The following is a 15,303-nucleotide window of genomic DNA, read 5'->3' on the forward strand; positions in this document are numbered from 1 at the left end:
ATCATATCAGGAAAATATGGTTTCGATCTTCTGGCTGATCTTGGCCTCGTCGACATCCTGGGCCAGGGACAGTTCCTTGACCAGCAGGTTCTTGGCGGTGTCGAGCATTTTTCTCTCACCGTATGACAGATCCTTATCGATGCTGAGCAGGAAGAGGTCGCGCAGGACCGTTGCGACTTCATGGACGGAACCGGTCTTGATTTTATCCATATAATCCCGATAGCGCCGGTTCCAGGTCTGGGTGCCGATCTCGCTGGTTCGATCCTCGAGAATGGCGATGACCTCCTGCACCTGATTTTTGTTGACGATCGCCCTTAATCCCACGCTCTTGCTGCTGGCGGTGGGAATCATGATTGTCATGTGATTTTCGAGGATCTCCAGGACATAGAACGTCTGGTCAACCCCACCGACGGTCTGCTTCTGAATCGATCTGATCACGCCAACGCCATGAGCTGGATATACAGCCATATCGCCTTCAGTAAACACTCTTTTCTCTCCCCTTGAAGAACATCATGCTACTCGAGACTGTATGCGGACACCACCGAGCGGTACTACTCAACATAGTGATAGAGACTCCAGGACATCCCCGGCAGATGTGGAAACGACAGGAACTTCGCAACGATCCAGGAATCCTGCAATCATTGTGAATGCGCGGGATTATTTCTCCGACGTGGACAAATACCCTACCATATTTTGTTAAAAATTGCCTGTTTTTTCCACCGGCGGAGTCCCGGACTCGCCTGAATCAAGGGAATTGCGGGTAAGCTTTCAGCTACTTGACGCTATTGACGAGATTCATCGCCCAGGCAGGACCTTTCTCGAAATAGAGACGCACCCCTTGCTCGATGACGTCCATCCTTTCATCGAGGAGGCGACGCTCGTCATCGGTCATCGGCGACAGCACGAATCGCTCGACGGCCATATCGGGATGGATTCCCCCTTTTCCGGGACGACCGATACCGATCTTCAACCGCGAGAAATCACTGGAGGATAAGTACTGGATGAGAGACCGGATGCCGTTATGACCGCCGGCACCGCCCCCGTTCACCAGTTTGAGCCGGCCCGGGGCCATGTCCAGATCATCATGGATGACCAGAATATTCCGGGCAGGGATTCTGTAGAAATCGGCGTACCGAACGACAACCTGGCCGCTCAGGTTCATGTAGGTGGTGGGCTTCAGCAGGTGAACACGCCTGCCATTGAGAGAGGTGCGTAAGAAAAAAGCCCGCCATTTTCCAGTGGAAAAATCGCCCCCCCACCTGCGGGCCAGTTCATCAACGACGATAAACCCGACGTTGTGACGGGTATTGAGGTAATTCTCACCCGGATTCCCCAGGCCAACGATGAGATAATCGCTTTCAACCATGCGTTCCAATGGACGAAAAAAACAGATCCGGAAAGACATGATCTTCCCGGATCCGTTTCAGATTCGCCGCAGCGGCGCCTCGAGGCACCGGCAACTCTTCAGATGCTGATCTTCTTGCCCACCTTGACGCAGACCTTATCCGCATTGGATATAAGTTTCAAGGTCTGCGGCAGGGAAATATTGCCGAAGGTCATGTGGTCGCCGATCCGCAGATCGGTGACATCGAGGGAGAACTGATCGGGGATGTCGAGCGGCAATCCTTCGAGGGTGACGCTTTTGTGCTCGATGAACATCTCACCGCCCAGGTCGACACCTTTGGCCACTCCGGTGAAGACTACCGGCACGTCAAAACGACGCGCCTTCTGCAGATCGATCTCACAGAAATCGGCATGGATCAGGGTATCACGAACCGGATCGGTCTGCACCTCCCCGACCAGGACATGCCGATCCTTGTCCCCATCGATCTTGAGCGTCACCACTGCATTCCGGCGATAGATCTCGAGCAGCTGCTGCATCAGCGACTTCGTATCCATCTCAAGAGACAAGGCCGCAGCGCCGCCGCCGTAGACAACTGCCGGTGTCTTGCCCTTCATCCGCAGCTGCCGCATTGCACCTTTACCTGTTGCAGTCCTCACCGAGGCCGACAATTCCACCTGAAGCATACTTCCTCCTTCACCCAATGGCCGGCGCAGGAACCAGTTCCAGTGCAGCCGGGCGGTTTGTAATTATAAGTTATGTTATATCGCAATGTTCACAGATCAATTACACAAACAGCGAACTGACCGAGTCTTCGTTATGGATCCGACGGATGGCCTCGGCCAGGAGCGAGGATACCGACAGAACCTTGATCTTGCCGCACCGTTGCGCCTCTTCCCGCAATGGGATGGAGTTGGTCACGACCAGGGTCTTGATCTCGGAGTGAGTGATGCGTTCAACCGCCGGACCGGACAGAACCGGATGAGAGCAGCAGGCATGCACCTCTTTCGCCCCGTTTTTCAAGAGCGTGGCGGCGGCGCTGCACAAGGTTCCGGCCGTATCGACCATATCGTCGAGCAGTATCGCCGTCTTGCCCTTGACATCACCGATCACGTGCAGGGCCTCGCACTCGTTGGGGCGGTCACGCCGTTTGTCGATGATCGCGAGACCGATGTTCAGCCTCTTGGCGAAGGCCCGGGTCCTCTCGACCCCGCCCGCATCGGGGGAGACCATGATCGGGTTGTCGTACTGGCGGTCGATATGCCTCAACAGAACCGGCGCGGCGTAGAGATGATCGACAGGGATATTGAAGAACCCCTGGATCTGCCCGGCATGCAGATCCATGCAGAGAACCCGCCTCACCCCCACCACCATCAGCATCTCGGCGACGACCTTGGCTGATATCGGCACCCGGGGGGCATTTTTCCGATCCTGACGGGCATACCCGTAATAGGGCATGACGGCGGTAATTCTCCTCGCCGAAGCCCGCCGCAGCGCGTCCACCATGATCACCAGCTCCATCAGATGATCATTGACCGGAGTACAGGTGGGCTGCACGACAAAGACATCCATTCCCCGGACATTCTCCCCGATCTCGACGAAGATTTCGCCATCACTGAATTTCCTCACCTCCGCCTTGGACAGGGGCAGGTCGAGGTGTGTGGCAATATCAAGGGCCAGATCTTTATGGGCGTTTCCTGAGAATATCTTGATTATATTGGCCATCGTCCCGTACTTCCAAATATGGATATGAAGCGCATGATTGGCTGGGGCGGAAGGATTCGAACCTACGAATGCCGGGATCAAAACCCGGTGCCTTAGCCGCTTGGCTACGCCCCACCATTCGCCCGTGCAACAAATACCATCTTCCCGAATTTCCGCTTCAACCTGTCCGCGATTGCCCGCACCTCAACGGCGCTCGTCGACAGATCGGAAAACAGGCCAAACACCGTTGGTCCGCTCCCCGACATCAGCGCAAGTTCAGCTCCCGCTTCCAGAAGATTATCTTTGATACTGGCTAATTCCGGATATTGAGCAAGGGTAACGCGTTCCAGATCGTTCGAGAGCGCACCCAGTGACGGTAGAGCGGGCGCATCTTTTCGAAAACTCGCTAATTTAGATTCTTTCAATGTTCTTGTCAATCCTAAATTCTCAAACACCCAACGGGTGGAAACAGAAAATCCAGGATTTACCAGGAGAACGTGATATTCCCTCAAGCTCTGGGCCGGGTACATCACTTCACCGACCCCTTCGGCGACAACAGCATCATCCTCGACGACAAAAAATGGAACATCGGCCCCGAGGCGGAGGGCCATGGCACAGAGCTCCGCGCGGGAAAATTCATTGTCGAACAGACGGTTCAATCCCCGCAGAACCGATCCGGCATCGCTGCTCCCACCGCCAAGCCCGGCTGCCACCGGGATCCGCTTGTCGATCCGGATGTCGACACCATACCCTTTCCCCCGCCGACCGGCAGAAAAAAATTCTTCGGCTGCCCTCCAGGCAAGATTGGATCGGTCCGTCGGCAGCGATGGATCGCTGCAGACCAACCCCAGAAGACCATCATTCCGGAGGTGCAGTTCCACCGTGTCGCCGAAGTCGAGCTTCTGCATCCAGGTCTCAAGATCGTGATATCCATCCGCCCGCCTGCGGAGGACATGAAGGAAGAGGTTGATCTTGGCCGGGGCGAAAAGCTCCACGGACCTATGGAGATTGATATCCGTCATAGGGAGTCGGGCAGCAGCTCTCGGCACCGCCACTCATCCGCCGTCAATTGACCGGCTATCGTTTCACCGCCTTGACGAACCGCAGTTTCACGTCGTAAATGATGTTCTTCAGCAGTTCCTCTTCATCCTTCTCGAGATTGCCTCTGGTCTTCTGTTCCAATACGACCAGGGTGTCGATCGCATGCCGCGCCAGTTCGAAGTCCGGCTCCCGCTTGCCGGTAGCGGGATCGGCAATCTCCCCGAGATGGTAGAGGACGGAGGTATTCAAAGACATGATGAAGGCCGAAAAGGTGACTTCCGGCATGACACATTTCCCATGCCGATCCGGGACCTTTCCTTCTTCACAGTGGCAATCTTCCTTCTGCCCGTTCTTTGCCGTCGCATGTTCTTCCATAATTCCGTCCTCTCCTTCCGCAAGCGCCAGGATTGTCTTTAGAAGCGGTTCAATTCAAGAACCACCGCATCGTCGATATGTTCCAGTTCCCGCACCTTGGCGAGCAGTTCCCGGGAGATCAATTCGTCGGTACTGAGGAAAATGATATTCTGGTTGCTCGCCTCTTCCCGCCCCACGGTCATGCGGGAGATATTGACCCCGGCGTGGCCGAGGGTGGTGCCGAGGGCGCCGATCACGCCCGGGACATCCTTGTTGTAGACCAGCAGCATCGGACCTGAAGGCAGCGCCTCCAGACGGAACGAATTGAGACGGACCAGACGCGGTTCGTTCTTGCCGAATACCGTGCCGACCAGGACATTCTCTCCCTCGGTGGTCACGACCTTGACCGACAGAACATTATTGAAGTCATGGGCTTTTTCCGACTTCGACTCTATGACCCTGATCCCACGGTCCTTGGCGATGACCGGGGCATTGACATAATTCACCGCATCCTGGAGAATCGGGGTGAACAGGCCCTTGAGGAAGGCGACAGTCACCGGAGCGGTGTTGAGATCCGCCAGCTGGCCGCTGTATTCGATATTGACCGCCTGCACCCCTCCCTTCGCCATCTGCATGTGCAGGGAGCCCAGCATCTCGCCGAGGGTGATATAGGGGCCGACCTGGGCCAGGACGTCGGCACTGACCGATGGGACATTGACCGCGTTGGTGACCGAGCCGCGAAGGAGATAGTCGGCCACCTGCTCGGCGATGATCAGGGCGACGTTTTCCTGGGCCTCGCTGGTCGAAGCGCCCAGGTGCGGCGTGCAGATGAAGTTCTTCAGGCCTAGCAGCGGGCAGTTTTCAAGCGTGGTCGGTTCGCCGGCAAAGACATCGAGCGCCGCCCCGGCGATCTCGCCGTCGACCAGCGCCTCGTACAGCGCCTGCTCGTCGCAGACCCCGCCCCGGGCACAGTCGATGAACATCGCATCCTTCCTCATCGCCTTGAAGAAGTCGGTGGACAGCAGATTCCTGGTTTCCTTGGTCAGCGGGACATGGACGGAGATATAATCGGCACGGTTCGCCAATTCCATCAGATCGACCAGCTCGACCCCGATCTTTTCCGCCATCTCCTTCGGCATATGGGGGTCGTAGGCGATGGTCTTCATCTTCAGTCCCTGGGCCCGGCTGGCGGCGATACCGCCGATCCTGCCGATACCGACGACACCGAAGGTCTTGCCGGTCAATTCCCTGCCCATGAAACTTTTCTTTTCCCACTTGCCCGCCTTCATCGAGGCCGTCGCCTGCGGGATGTTGCGGGACAGGGACATCATCATCGCGATTGCATGCTCGGCGGCGGTGGTGGCGTTGCCGCTCGGGGCGTTCATCACGACGATGCCCTTCTGGCTGGCAGCCGGGATATCGACGTTGTCCAGGCCGATACCGGCGCGGCCGACGACCTTGAGCCGGTGGGCCGCCTCGAGCAGGTCGGCCGTGACCTTGGTGGCGCTGCGGATTACCAGCCCCTCGTAATTGCCGATGATCTTCTTCAGCTCCTCGGGTTTCAGGCCTGGGATGCTATCCACCTCAAGACCGGCTGCCTCCAGTATCTTGACTCCCGCGGGCGACAGATTGTCACTGATCAGTACCTTCATCTCCGCTCCTTCTCCTCCGCTGTGTATGCCTGCCCGATCTCAGAACAGGCTGCTTCCATCTGCAAGTACGCAAATCTCCCCGGATGTCGCCCACGTTTTTCCTGAAAAACCGGGGCAGGTCTCCTGAAATTATTTGCCCGATAAAATTGGTAATTATAATGATATCCTTGAAAGAGGACAATAAAAATGCGAGGCGACGGATTTTCGTCGCTCGGCAGCGGCAAAGAGCGGCAACCGGATCGCCGCCGCCTGCCCGGAAAGTATTCCAGGCAATGATTATCTTGAACAAATCCAGTGAAGACGATATAACGCATTCGCCTCCAGGGGCTGCGGCCGACTATTTCGTTTGCCACGGGCAGCGCCCGGATCGGCAGGAATTGTCATCCCATGGATTGCGAATCCGATAGAGAATACCAATATTTGTATTCAACAGGCAATGCCGGACGCTGAGCCTGCATTGATACCTGGTCCGGCGATGGTCGCCTGATGTTTCCGAAAAGGAGTTGTTGATGACTGAAACACGACTGCGTTTTCCCCCGAGCCCCACCGGTTATCTGCACATCGGCGGGGCCCGCACGGCACTGTATAACTGGCTGTACGTCAAAAAAACCGGCGGCAAGCTGATCCTGAGGATCGAGGATACCGATGCCGAGCGTTCGACCGAGGAATCGATTCGCGGTATCATGGAGGGTCTGGAATGGCTGGGTATCACCTACGATGAAGGCCCGTACTTCCAGACCGATTTCACCGCCGACCACGTGGCTGCCGCCGAAAAACTGCTGCAGGCCGGCCGGGCCTACCGCTGCTTCTGCACCAAGGAGGAGCTCGATGCCAAGCGGGAGAAGGCGCTCGCCGCCAAACAGGCGCTCGGCTACGACCGGACCTGCCGCAACCTGACGCCTCAGCAGGTGGCGGAGAAAGAGGCGGCCGGACTGCCCTCGGTCATCCGCTTCAAGGTGCCTGACCGCCAGGGCCTGCTCGGCTACGACGACAAGGTCATGGGCCGGATCGAATGCGACTACCGGGAGGTGGACGACTTCGTCATCCTCCGCTCCAACGGCAAACCGCTGTACCTCCTGTCCAACGTCGTCGACGACATCCGCGATCGCATCACCCACATCATCCGTGGTCAGGACCACATGACCAACACGATCCGCCAGGTCCTGCTCTATGAGGCCCTGGAGGCGCCGCTGCCGGTCTTCGCCCACATCCCGCTGACCCTCGACAACAAGAAGGCGAAGATCTCCAAGCGCAGCCACGGCGAGATCGTCGCCGTCCATTTCTACCGTGACCACGGCTTCATCCCCTGGGCCTTCAACAACTTTCTCGTCCTTCTCGGCTGGTCGCCCGGCAACGACCGGGAGATCTTCTCCCGGGAGGAACTGATCGAGGCCTTCACCCTCGAACGGATCAACCGCTCCAGCGCCGTCTTCAACTTCCGCCGCGACGACCCGAAGTTCTTCACCGACCCGAAGGCCATCGCCATCAACGAGCACTACCTGCGGACCATGCCGATCGCCGACCTGGCGCCGATGGTGCAAAAGGAGCTCGAGGCGGCGGGACTGTGGGATGACGCCTGGGCCGGTGCACGGCAGGAGTGGTTTCTCCACACCATCGATCTGATTCGCGACCGCTTCCACACGCTGAAGGACTTTACCAGCCTCGGCCGGGCCTACTTTGCCGACGATTTCACCGTCGACGACAAGCCGCTGCAGAAAAACGTCCTGAAGTTTCCCGACCTGGCGACCTGGCTGCCGGCCCTTGCCGACCGCTATGAGCAGTTGGAGACCTTCGACGCCGTCGAGACCGAGCGGGTCGCCCGCGAGATGGCCGAGGAACTCGACATCAAGCCGGGCGTGCTGATCAACGCCATGCGGACCGTCGTCACCGGCCAGCTGGCCGGGCCATCGATGTTCGAGATCCTGCCGGTCATCGGCAGGGACCGGGTCGTCAGGCGGATGCGCGACATCACCCGCTTTTTCCCGGCTCCTTGACCTCTACCCTCAGCCCCAGCAAATACACATCGACATGGACACTCCAGAGAAAACAGCCAGCAGACCCATCGATTTCATCCGGCAGATCATTGCCGACGATCTCCGGACCGGCAAACACCGGACCACGGTGACCCGGTTCCCGCCGGAGCCGAACGGCTTTCTCCACATCGGTCATGCCAAGTCGATCTGCCTCAATTTCGGCATCGCCCTGGAAAACAACGGCGTCTGCCACATGCGCTTCGACGATACCAACCCGAGCAAGGAAGAGGTCGCCTACGTCGAGTCGATCATGCGCGATGTCAGGTGGCTCGGTTTCGACTGGCACGACAAGCTGTTCTACGCCTCCGACTATTTTCCCGCCCTCTACGACTTTGCCCTGCAGCTCATCCGGCTCGGCAAGGCCTATGTCTGCGAGCTGTCGGCCGAGGCCATCCGGGAGTACCGCGGCACCCTGACCGAACCGGGGCGGGAGAGCCCGTGGCGCAATCGCAGCGTCGAGGACAGCCTCGATCTCTTCCAACGCATGCGAAACGGCGAGTTCGCAGAGGGCAGCCATGTCCTGCGGGCCAGAATCGACATGGCCTCCCCCAACCTCAACCTGCGCGACCCGGTCATCTACCGGATTCTCAAGGTGCCGCACCACCGGACCGGCGACACCTGGTGCATCTACCCGATGTACGATTACACCCACTGCCTGTCCGATGCCATCGAAGGGATCACCCACTCCCTCTGCACCCTCGAGTTCGAGGATCACCGGCCGCTCTACGACTGGGTCCTCGATACTCTGCAGACGCCCTGCCATCCCCAGCAGATCGAGTTCGCCCGCCTCAACCTGACCTACACCGTCATGAGCAAGCGCAAGCTGCTGCAGCTGGTGAAGGAAGGCTATGTCGACGGCTGGGACGACCCGCGGATGCTGACCATCTCCGGGCTCCGACGGCGGGGCTACACCCCGGCCGCGATCCGCAGTTTCTGCAACGAGATCGGCCTCGGCAAACGGGAGAGCTGGATCGACATGACCGTCCTCGAGAACGCCGTCCGCGACGACCTCAACGTCACCGCCCCACGGGTGATGTGCGTCCTCGACCCGGTCAAGGTCGTCATCGACAACTATCCCGAGGACCAGGCGGAGGAATTGGAGGCGGCCAATCACCCCCAGGATCCGGCCATGGGCAGCCGCAAACTGCCGTTCTCGCGCGAACTCTATATCGAACGGGCGGACTTCATGGACAACCCGCCGGCGAAATTCCACCGCCTCGGCCCCGGCCGCGAGGTCCGGCTGCGCTACGGCTATCTGATCACCTGCACTTCGGTCGTCAAGGACGAGGGCGGGGCGATCCGGGAGATCCACTGCACCTACGACCCCGCCACCAGAGGCGGGTCGGCCCCGGACGGCCGCAAGGTCAAGGGGACCATCCACTGGGTCTCCGCCGGTCACGCCCTGCCCTGTCAGGTCCGACTCTACGATCGACTGTTTGTCGTCGAAAATCCGGAGGCGGACAAGGATATCAATTTCAAGCAGCACCTCAATCCCCACTCGCGCATCGCCATCGAAACGGCCATGGCCGAACCGTCGCTGGCCGGGCTGGCCGCCGGCACGCAGGTGCAGTTCGAGCGGCAGGGGTACTTCTGTGCCGATACCGTCGACTCGGCCCCCGGCAGACCGGTCTTCAACCGGATCGTCACCCTGCGCGACACCTGGGCCAGGACCCAGCAGAAGCTCGACTGATTCTTCCTCCCCGCCGGGATTGATGCGATTGAATCCACTTGCATCAATCCCGGCAACGCCGTTGCCCCCGCATAGTCGCTGAATGCGGGGTTGCCGGCCTCAACCAAATCCGGATATTTTAGACACACCTGATTTTATTCCGCCTTCTTGAAATATCTGTTGACTGTGACTAATGTTTGGTGTACCTAATAACATCTTTTCAAGATGGAGACCGACATGGATCTGAGAGACTTACACCACGGTTGTCACTGTTTGGCCAACAGGGTGCGGAATTGCTGGGGGAAAGAGAAATGCTCCGAAAGCGTCGCACCGCTGTCACAGAAGGGAAGGACCGGTCGGATCCGCATCTGCAAGGTCACCGGCGACCGACGGCTGTGTGCCCGGATGGCCTCGATGGGCGTCTACCCAGGCATCGAGGCGGAGGTCATCTGTCCGGAGAACGGCAGCCAATGCATCCTCAAGATCGAAGGGGGAACGATAAGTCTCGACAACAGCGTCAGTGACAATATACTCGTCACCGCCCTGTAACCAGCACTGTGCAGAGCCTGTAGTCGCGGGCTCTTTTTTTTGGCCCATTCAATTAGGACCCCCTAACTTACAGGGACGATGGAGGGAATATATGTGGCAGAACATTATTATCTGGCTGATCATCGCGACAGCCGCTTTCTTTATCGGACGCAGGATTTTCCGGCAATGGCGGGCGGCGGTCAGGCCCGGTGCCGCTATCGCCTGCGGCTGCGGTTGCGCCGGCTGCGACTCGATTTGTGACAACCGAAAACAGCCCGAATCAAGGAACTGATATGCCGACAATACTCCTCAGGCAGATGCAGAAGGGACAGACGGGAATTATCCGCGCCGTCAAGGTCGGCGGTGAACTCGGCCGCCGGATCCGGGAGATGGGCCTGATCCCGGGAGCGCAGATCACCATCCACGGGCGCGCGCCGCTGAACGACCCGGTGGCGATCAGGGTCATGAACGGTACCCTGACCCTGCGCAACAGCGAAGCCGACTATATCCAGGTCGAGGTCCAATAGGCTCTCTCCCCGCACTCATACCCTTTCCTTCTGACGCATCTCCGGGAATTCATGACCAGACAAGCCATCATGGCCCTCGCGGGCAACCCCAACGCCGGCAAAACCACCCTGTTCAACCAGCTTACCGGTGCCCGGCAGCACGTCGGCAACTACCCCGGCATCACCGTCGACCACAAGGAAGGATTACTCGACCACAAGGGAACGAGGATCACCATCACCGATCTCCCCGGCACCTACTCGATGACCGCCTACTCGGTCGAGGAACTGGTTGCCCGCGATTACCTGATCAGCCACCGCCCGGAGGTCGTCATCAACATCGTCGATGCCTCCAACCTCGAGCGCAACCTCTATCTGACCTGCCAGTTCCTCGAACTCGGCGTGCCGCTGGTCATCGCCCTGAACATGATCGATGTGGCGCGGGATCGCGGGATCGAGATCAAGGCCGAAAAACTGGCCGAACTCCTGGGAGTTCCCGTCGTGCCGATCATCGCCCGCTCCGGCTTCGGCAAGGACAAACTGATCGACGAGGCCCTCGCCCTGGCCGGGAAAAAGCTGCCATGGCAGCCACGCGACATCTCCTACGGCGACGACCTCGATGCCGCAGTCGCCGCGCTGGTGACGAGGATCGAGGCGGCGCACTTCCTCGACGGGCTGTACCCGCCGCGATACGTCGCCATCAAGTACCTCGAGAACGACGAACAGATCGTGGCCAAGGGCAGCGACACCGACCCGGCGACCGCCTCCGAGCTTGAAGCCATTGTCAGCAAGGTCGGCGAACACACGACCAGGACGCTCGATGTCTATCCGGAAGCGATCATCGCCGACCACCGCTATGGTTACATCAAGTCGATCCTCCGCCAGGGGGTGGTGACCCACCAGTTCGACACCGACCGCCTCTACACCTCCGACCGGATCGACAAGGTGCTCACCAACCGCCTGATCGGACCGGTGATCATGCTGGCGATCCTGTTCGGGGTCTACCAGTTCACCTTCTCCTGGAGCGAATGGCCGGTGGCCCTGCTCGAGGATTTCTTCGGCTGGCTCTCCGCCTCGATCGAGACGATCCTCCCCGACGGACTCCTCAAATCCCTCGTCATCTCCGGCGTCATCGACGGCGTCGGCGGGGTGCTCGGTTTTGTGCCGCTGATCATGTTCATGTTTTTCGCCATCGCCATCCTCGAGGACTCGGGCTACCTCGCCCGGGTTGCCTACATGATGGACCGGGTCTTCAGGATCTTCGGCCTGCACGGCTCCTCGGTGATGCCGTTCATCGTCTCCGGCGGTATTGCCGGCGGCTGCGCCGTCCCCGGGGTCATGGCCACCCGCACCCTGCGTTCGCCGAAGGAGCGGATGGCGACCCTGCTGACGGTCCCGTTCATGAATTGCGGTGCCAAGATGCCGGTACTGGCCCTGCTGATCGGCGCCTTCTTCAGCGAAAACAAGGCCCAGTATATGTTCCTCTTCACCATGCTGGCCTGGATCGTCGCCCTGCTCGCCGCCAGGCTGCTGCGCTCGACGGTGCTGCGCGGGGCCCCGACGCCCTTCGTCATGGAACTGCCGCCCTACCGCTTTCCCACGCTGCGCGGTCTGCTCATTCACACCTGGGAGCGGACCTGGCAGTACATCAAAAAGGCGGGGACGGTCATTCTCGGGATCTCGATCCTGCTGTGGGCAATGATGACCTTCCCGCAACTCCCGGCAGATCGGGTGGCCGGCTACGCGGCGATGCGGCAGAATGTTGCCGCCGGGAAGTTGCGGGAAATCGACAAACGGCAGGCCGAGGAGGCGTTGCGCCATTCGCTCGCCGGCAGGATCGGCACCGCCATCGGGAAGGTATCACACCTCGCCGGTTTCGACTGGCGCACCAATATCGCCCTGATCGGCGGGTTCGCCGCCAAAGAGGTCATCATCTCGACGCTTGGCACTGCCTACTCGATGGGGGAGGTGGATACGGAACAAACGGATTCGCTCGGCGAGCGTCTCAAAAAGGACGCGAACTGGAACCGGGTGGTAGCGGTCGCCGCCCTGGTCTTCATCATGTTCTATGCCCCCTGTTTCGTCACCGTGGTCTGCATCGCCCGGGAGGCGTCATGGCGATGGGCCCTGTTCTCGATCGGCTTCAATACCGTCTTCGCCTTCACCCTTGCCGTGCTGGTGTTCCAGATCGGCAGCTTCTTCCATCTCGGCTGAGATCCGGGAAGCGGGGTCCATCGCCATCCGGCAACGGCGATGGGCCCCGATGGCCGCGGCTATTCGATTCGAATCGAGCCGATCGAGTACTGCGTTTCCCGCTCCTGCTCCGGTTCAGCATTGGTCTTGACGACCGGCCGGACAGGGGGAACGATTCTCTCCCGAATCACCGGCGGCGACGGCTGCAACGGCGGCGAGTGCAACGGCGGCCTCGCCACTCGCTCTTCCTGCTCTTCATCGATCTCGGGTTGGACCGGAATCCGGCCCAACGGCTGTTTGAACACGGCGATAATGCCGTCGCGGGTCTCGATCATCGAAATCAATTCCCACCCCGCCGCCCCGAACTCGTTGAGCGACAGCTCGATTTCCGACTCATCCAGGAAGGCGTTGCCGAGCAGCCCTTCCTTTTTCAACTCGTATAAAACGGTTTTATAGCTCCAGCGCATCCTCGTTTCTACCTCATTCATGCTTATGACTTTCTCGAACCGATAAATCGGTTGTTGTCGAACAACCCTTCGTAGATCTTGCCTGTTTTCAACTCCAGACGCCCCTGCCCATTGCGCTTGCCGCGCCGGAATTCTCCCTCGTAGCGGCTGCCGTCCTTGCCGACCAGCACCCCTTCTCCATCCGGCAGGTCATCCTTGAAATCGCCCTGGTACACCGATCCATCCAGATAGCGCAGTTTCCCCCTGCCGTTGAACTCGCCGCCGGCAAATTCGCCGCTGTAATGACTGCCGTCGGCAAAACTGTATTCCCCTTTGCCTGAAAACAGATCGGCCTTGAACTGGCCGACATATTTGGTCCCATCGGTATAGGAGAACGTTCCTTTCCCCTCCTTCAACCCGGCACGGAAGATTCCATCATATTCGCGACCATCGGCATAGCGGTAGACCCCCCTGCCCTCGAACTTTCCCTGCGAGAAACCGCCCTTGTAGGTATCACCGCCGGGGAGCAGCAACGCCCCTTTCCCGTCCATGCGCCCATCCCTGGCCATTCCCTCGTAGACACGGCCATCCGGGAAGACCACCTGCACCTTGCCGTTGGCCGCGCGGCCGCTTGCGGCGACAACAATCCTGCCATCCTCGAAGCGATAGGCATCGGGCTGACCGGCACCACCGCCAGCGGCTGCAGTCGCATCAGGGTCTTCGTCCGCCACCTCTTCCTCAGGCTTCAACAGCCAGTCAGGGACTTCATCGTCGTTGCCGGTCATAACCGCCGGCGCCGGTGACGGTTCGGATTGGGGGGCCGGTTTACCGTTGAGGAAGGCTCCCTGATATTTGCGGCCGTCGGCATAGCGGATGGACCCTTCCCCATGCATGACGTCACCCGCGAACTCCCCTTTGTAGACGCCGCCGTCGGCGAGGGTCAATCGGCCTTTGCCGTGACGCTTGCCGTGGGAGAATTCGCCTTCGTAGCGGCTGCCGTCGGCATATTCGCGAATGCCCCGGCCCTCTTCCCGGTCCTCGACAAACTCGCCTTCATACCAGGATCCATCGGCGTAGTCCATCTTTCCCTTGCCGTACCGCAATCCATCCTTGAACGTCCCCTTGTACGTGCCCCCGCCGGGATAGCGTTTGATGCCCTCGCCATGCGGCTTGTCCTCGCTGAAGCCTCCCTCGAACTCCTCGCCATTGGCGGCGGTATAGACCCCGAAGCCATGGCGGACCGAGCCGCGGAAATCGCCGGTATACGATCCGCCGTCAATATATTTGCGGGTGCCTCGCCCCTCGGGCTTGCCGTTACGGAACTCCCCCTCGTACCAGGTGCCGTCCGGGTAAGTGAGCTTGCCATGACCATCGACGGTGTTGTTCAGGAACCTTCCCTTGTATTCCCGACCGTCGGGGTAGAACAGGATGCCTTCTCCATGATAGCGGCCGCTGTCGAATTCACCCATGTACTGCAGGCCATCACCACCAACCAGTGTCCCCTTGCCATGGAAGAGGTTGTCCCGGAATTCCCCCTCGTAGCTCAATCCTTTCGGGCCGGTCATCCGACCGACACCGTAGAGCCGGCCGTTGCGGAACTGCCCGCTGTACTCAACCCCATTGGGCAGGGTCAGTGTACCGGTGCCACTGATGACGCCATTCTTGAATTCTCCCTGGTAACGCCGGCCGTCCTTGTGGACGAAGACCCCCTTGCCGTTCCGACAGTCCCCTTCGAGGCAGTCGGCGGCAACCAGGGACGGTGCCGACAGGATCGCCAGGAGCACAAGACAGATATGCACTGCAGGATGTTTCATAGATCGACAGACCTCCGGAAATAT

The 15,303-nt window shown here is 59.5% G+C and carries 15 protein-coding genes and 1 tRNA gene; 6 read left to right on the plus strand and 10 right to left on the minus strand.

Annotated features, from left to right (window positions below; translation table 11 throughout):
- Positions 1-6 precede the first annotated feature (6 nt).
- The 8 genes from ACWGKN_RS08970 to serA all read right to left on the minus strand — a co-directional run bounded on the left by ACWGKN_RS08970 (position 7) and on the right by serA (position 6,093).
- Positions 7-486, minus strand: a complete 480-nt coding sequence (locus tag ACWGKN_RS08970; protein WP_035230727.1) for a CarD family transcriptional regulator — start codon at positions 484-486, stop codon at positions 7-9.
- Between the two features lie 286 nt (positions 487-772).
- Positions 773-1,366, minus strand: coding sequence for an aminoacyl-tRNA hydrolase (gene pth, locus ACWGKN_RS08975; RefSeq protein ID WP_424255382.1), 594 nt, complete (start codon positions 1,364-1,366; stop codon positions 773-775).
- A 98-nt stretch (positions 1,367-1,464) separates the two neighbouring features.
- A complete protein-coding gene (locus tag ACWGKN_RS08980; RefSeq protein ID WP_452095071.1) occupies positions 1,465-2,028 on the minus strand; it encodes a 50S ribosomal protein L25 in 564 nt (187 codons plus the stop codon).
- Positions 2,029-2,128: 100 nt separating this feature from the next.
- Positions 2,129-3,067, minus strand: coding sequence for a ribose-phosphate pyrophosphokinase (locus ACWGKN_RS08985; protein ID WP_035230723.1), 939 nt, complete (start codon positions 3,065-3,067; stop codon positions 2,129-2,131).
- 38 nt (positions 3,068-3,105) lie between these two features.
- Positions 3,106-3,181: transfer RNA gene (locus ACWGKN_RS08990), tRNA-Gln, on the minus strand.
- Positions 3,172-4,068 (minus strand): 4-(cytidine 5'-diphospho)-2-C-methyl-D-erythritol kinase, encoded by an 897-nt coding sequence (gene ispE / locus ACWGKN_RS08995; RefSeq protein WP_424255377.1) that lies wholly within the window; start codon positions 4,066-4,068, stop codon positions 3,172-3,174. Before ispE ends, ACWGKN_RS08990 begins: the two co-directional genes overlap by 10 nt.
- A 55-nt stretch (positions 4,069-4,123) precedes the next feature.
- Complete coding sequence (locus ACWGKN_RS09000; protein ID WP_035230721.1) at positions 4,124-4,462, minus strand: DUF1844 domain-containing protein; 339 nt, start codon at positions 4,460-4,462, stop codon at positions 4,124-4,126.
- Between the two features lie 38 nt (positions 4,463-4,500).
- Positions 4,501-6,093: a phosphoglycerate dehydrogenase gene (gene serA, locus ACWGKN_RS09005; protein WP_035230720.1), complete on the minus strand. Its 1,593-nt coding sequence runs from the start codon at positions 6,091-6,093 to the stop codon at positions 4,501-4,503.
- A gap of 509 nt (positions 6,094-6,602) precedes the next feature.
- Here serA and gltX point away from each other — a divergent pair.
- The 6 genes from gltX (at position 6,603) to feoB (ending at position 13,040) form a co-directional block, all read left to right on the plus strand.
- On the plus strand, positions 6,603-8,087 hold the full coding sequence (gene gltX / locus ACWGKN_RS09010; protein ID WP_424255375.1) for a glutamate--tRNA ligase: 1,485 nt from the start codon (positions 6,603-6,605) through the stop codon (positions 8,085-8,087).
- A gap of 34 nt (positions 8,088-8,121) precedes the next feature.
- Entirely contained in the window at positions 8,122-9,816 is a 1,695-nt protein-coding gene (locus ACWGKN_RS09015) for a glutamine--tRNA ligase/YqeY domain fusion protein (RefSeq protein WP_035230718.1), read from the plus strand.
- 216 nt (positions 9,817-10,032) lie between these two features.
- The gene (locus ACWGKN_RS09020) at positions 10,033-10,344 is read left to right on the plus strand and encodes a FeoA family protein (RefSeq protein ID WP_424255372.1); all 312 of its coding nucleotides are present in this window, start codon (positions 10,033-10,035) and stop codon (positions 10,342-10,344) included.
- Positions 10,345-10,435: 91 nt separating this feature from the next.
- Positions 10,436-10,615 (plus strand): FeoB-associated Cys-rich membrane protein, encoded by a 180-nt coding sequence (locus ACWGKN_RS09025; RefSeq protein WP_035230716.1) that lies wholly within the window; start codon positions 10,436-10,438, stop codon positions 10,613-10,615.
- A gap of 1 nt (position 10,616) precedes the next feature.
- Positions 10,617-10,850: a FeoA family protein gene (locus tag ACWGKN_RS09030; protein WP_035230715.1), complete on the plus strand. Its 234-nt coding sequence runs from the start codon at positions 10,617-10,619 to the stop codon at positions 10,848-10,850.
- 51 nt (positions 10,851-10,901) lie between these two features.
- Positions 10,902-13,040, plus strand: coding sequence for a ferrous iron transport protein B (feoB, locus tag ACWGKN_RS09035; RefSeq protein WP_452095072.1), 2,139 nt, complete (start codon positions 10,902-10,904; stop codon positions 13,038-13,040).
- Between the two features lie 59 nt (positions 13,041-13,099).
- Here the strand turns inward: feoB and ACWGKN_RS09040 are convergent, their stop codons facing one another.
- Positions 13,100-13,507, minus strand: a complete 408-nt coding sequence (locus tag ACWGKN_RS09040; RefSeq protein ID WP_424255367.1) for a DUF4177 domain-containing protein — start codon at positions 13,505-13,507, stop codon at positions 13,100-13,102.
- A 2-nt stretch (positions 13,508-13,509) separates the two neighbouring features.
- Positions 13,510-15,279, minus strand: coding sequence for an MORN repeat-containing protein (locus ACWGKN_RS09045; RefSeq protein ID WP_035230712.1), 1,770 nt, complete (start codon positions 15,277-15,279; stop codon positions 13,510-13,512).
- Positions 15,280-15,303 lie beyond the last annotated feature (24 nt).

Source organism: Desulfoprunum sp., from assembly GCF_053613775.1.

Excerpts from the sequence above, each read along its gene's own strand:
- pth (WP_424255382.1), bottom strand. The coding sequence starts at position 1,366 with ATGGTTGAAAGCGATTATCTCATCGTTGGCCTGGGGAATCCGGGTGAG.
- ispE (WP_424255377.1), bottom strand. The coding sequence starts at position 4,068 with ATGACGGATATCAATCTCCATAGGTCCGTGGAGCTTTTCGCCCCGGCC.
- ACWGKN_RS09030 (WP_035230715.1), top strand. The coding sequence starts at position 10,617 with ATGCCGACAATACTCCTCAGGCAGATGCAGAAGGGACAGACGGGAATT.
- gltX (WP_424255375.1), top strand. The coding sequence starts at position 6,603 with ATGACTGAAACACGACTGCGTTTTCCCCCGAGCCCCACCGGTTATCTG.
- serA (WP_035230720.1), bottom strand. The coding sequence starts at position 6,093 with ATGAAGGTACTGATCAGTGACAATCTGTCGCCCGCGGGAGTCAAGATA.
- ACWGKN_RS09015 (WP_035230718.1), top strand. The coding sequence starts at position 8,122 with ATGGACACTCCAGAGAAAACAGCCAGCAGACCCATCGATTTCATCCGG.
- ACWGKN_RS09045 (WP_035230712.1), bottom strand. The coding sequence starts at position 15,279 with ATGAAACATCCTGCAGTGCATATCTGTCTTGTGCTCCTGGCGATCCTG.
- ACWGKN_RS09040 (WP_424255367.1), bottom strand. The coding sequence starts at position 13,507 with ATGAATGAGGTAGAAACGAGGATGCGCTGGAGCTATAAAACCGTTTTA.
- feoB (WP_452095072.1), top strand. The coding sequence starts at position 10,902 with ATGACCAGACAAGCCATCATGGCCCTCGCGGGCAACCCCAACGCCGGC.
- ACWGKN_RS08980 (WP_452095071.1), bottom strand. The coding sequence starts at position 2,028 with ATGCTTCAGGTGGAATTGTCGGCCTCGGTGAGGACTGCAACAGGTAAA.
- ACWGKN_RS09025 (WP_035230716.1), top strand. The coding sequence starts at position 10,436 with ATGTGGCAGAACATTATTATCTGGCTGATCATCGCGACAGCCGCTTTC.
- ACWGKN_RS08985 (WP_035230723.1), bottom strand. The coding sequence starts at position 3,067 with ATGGCCAATATAATCAAGATATTCTCAGGAAACGCCCATAAAGATCTG.
- ACWGKN_RS09000 (WP_035230721.1), bottom strand. The coding sequence starts at position 4,462 with ATGGAAGAACATGCGACGGCAAAGAACGGGCAGAAGGAAGATTGCCAC.
- ACWGKN_RS09020 (WP_424255372.1), top strand. The coding sequence starts at position 10,033 with ATGGATCTGAGAGACTTACACCACGGTTGTCACTGTTTGGCCAACAGG.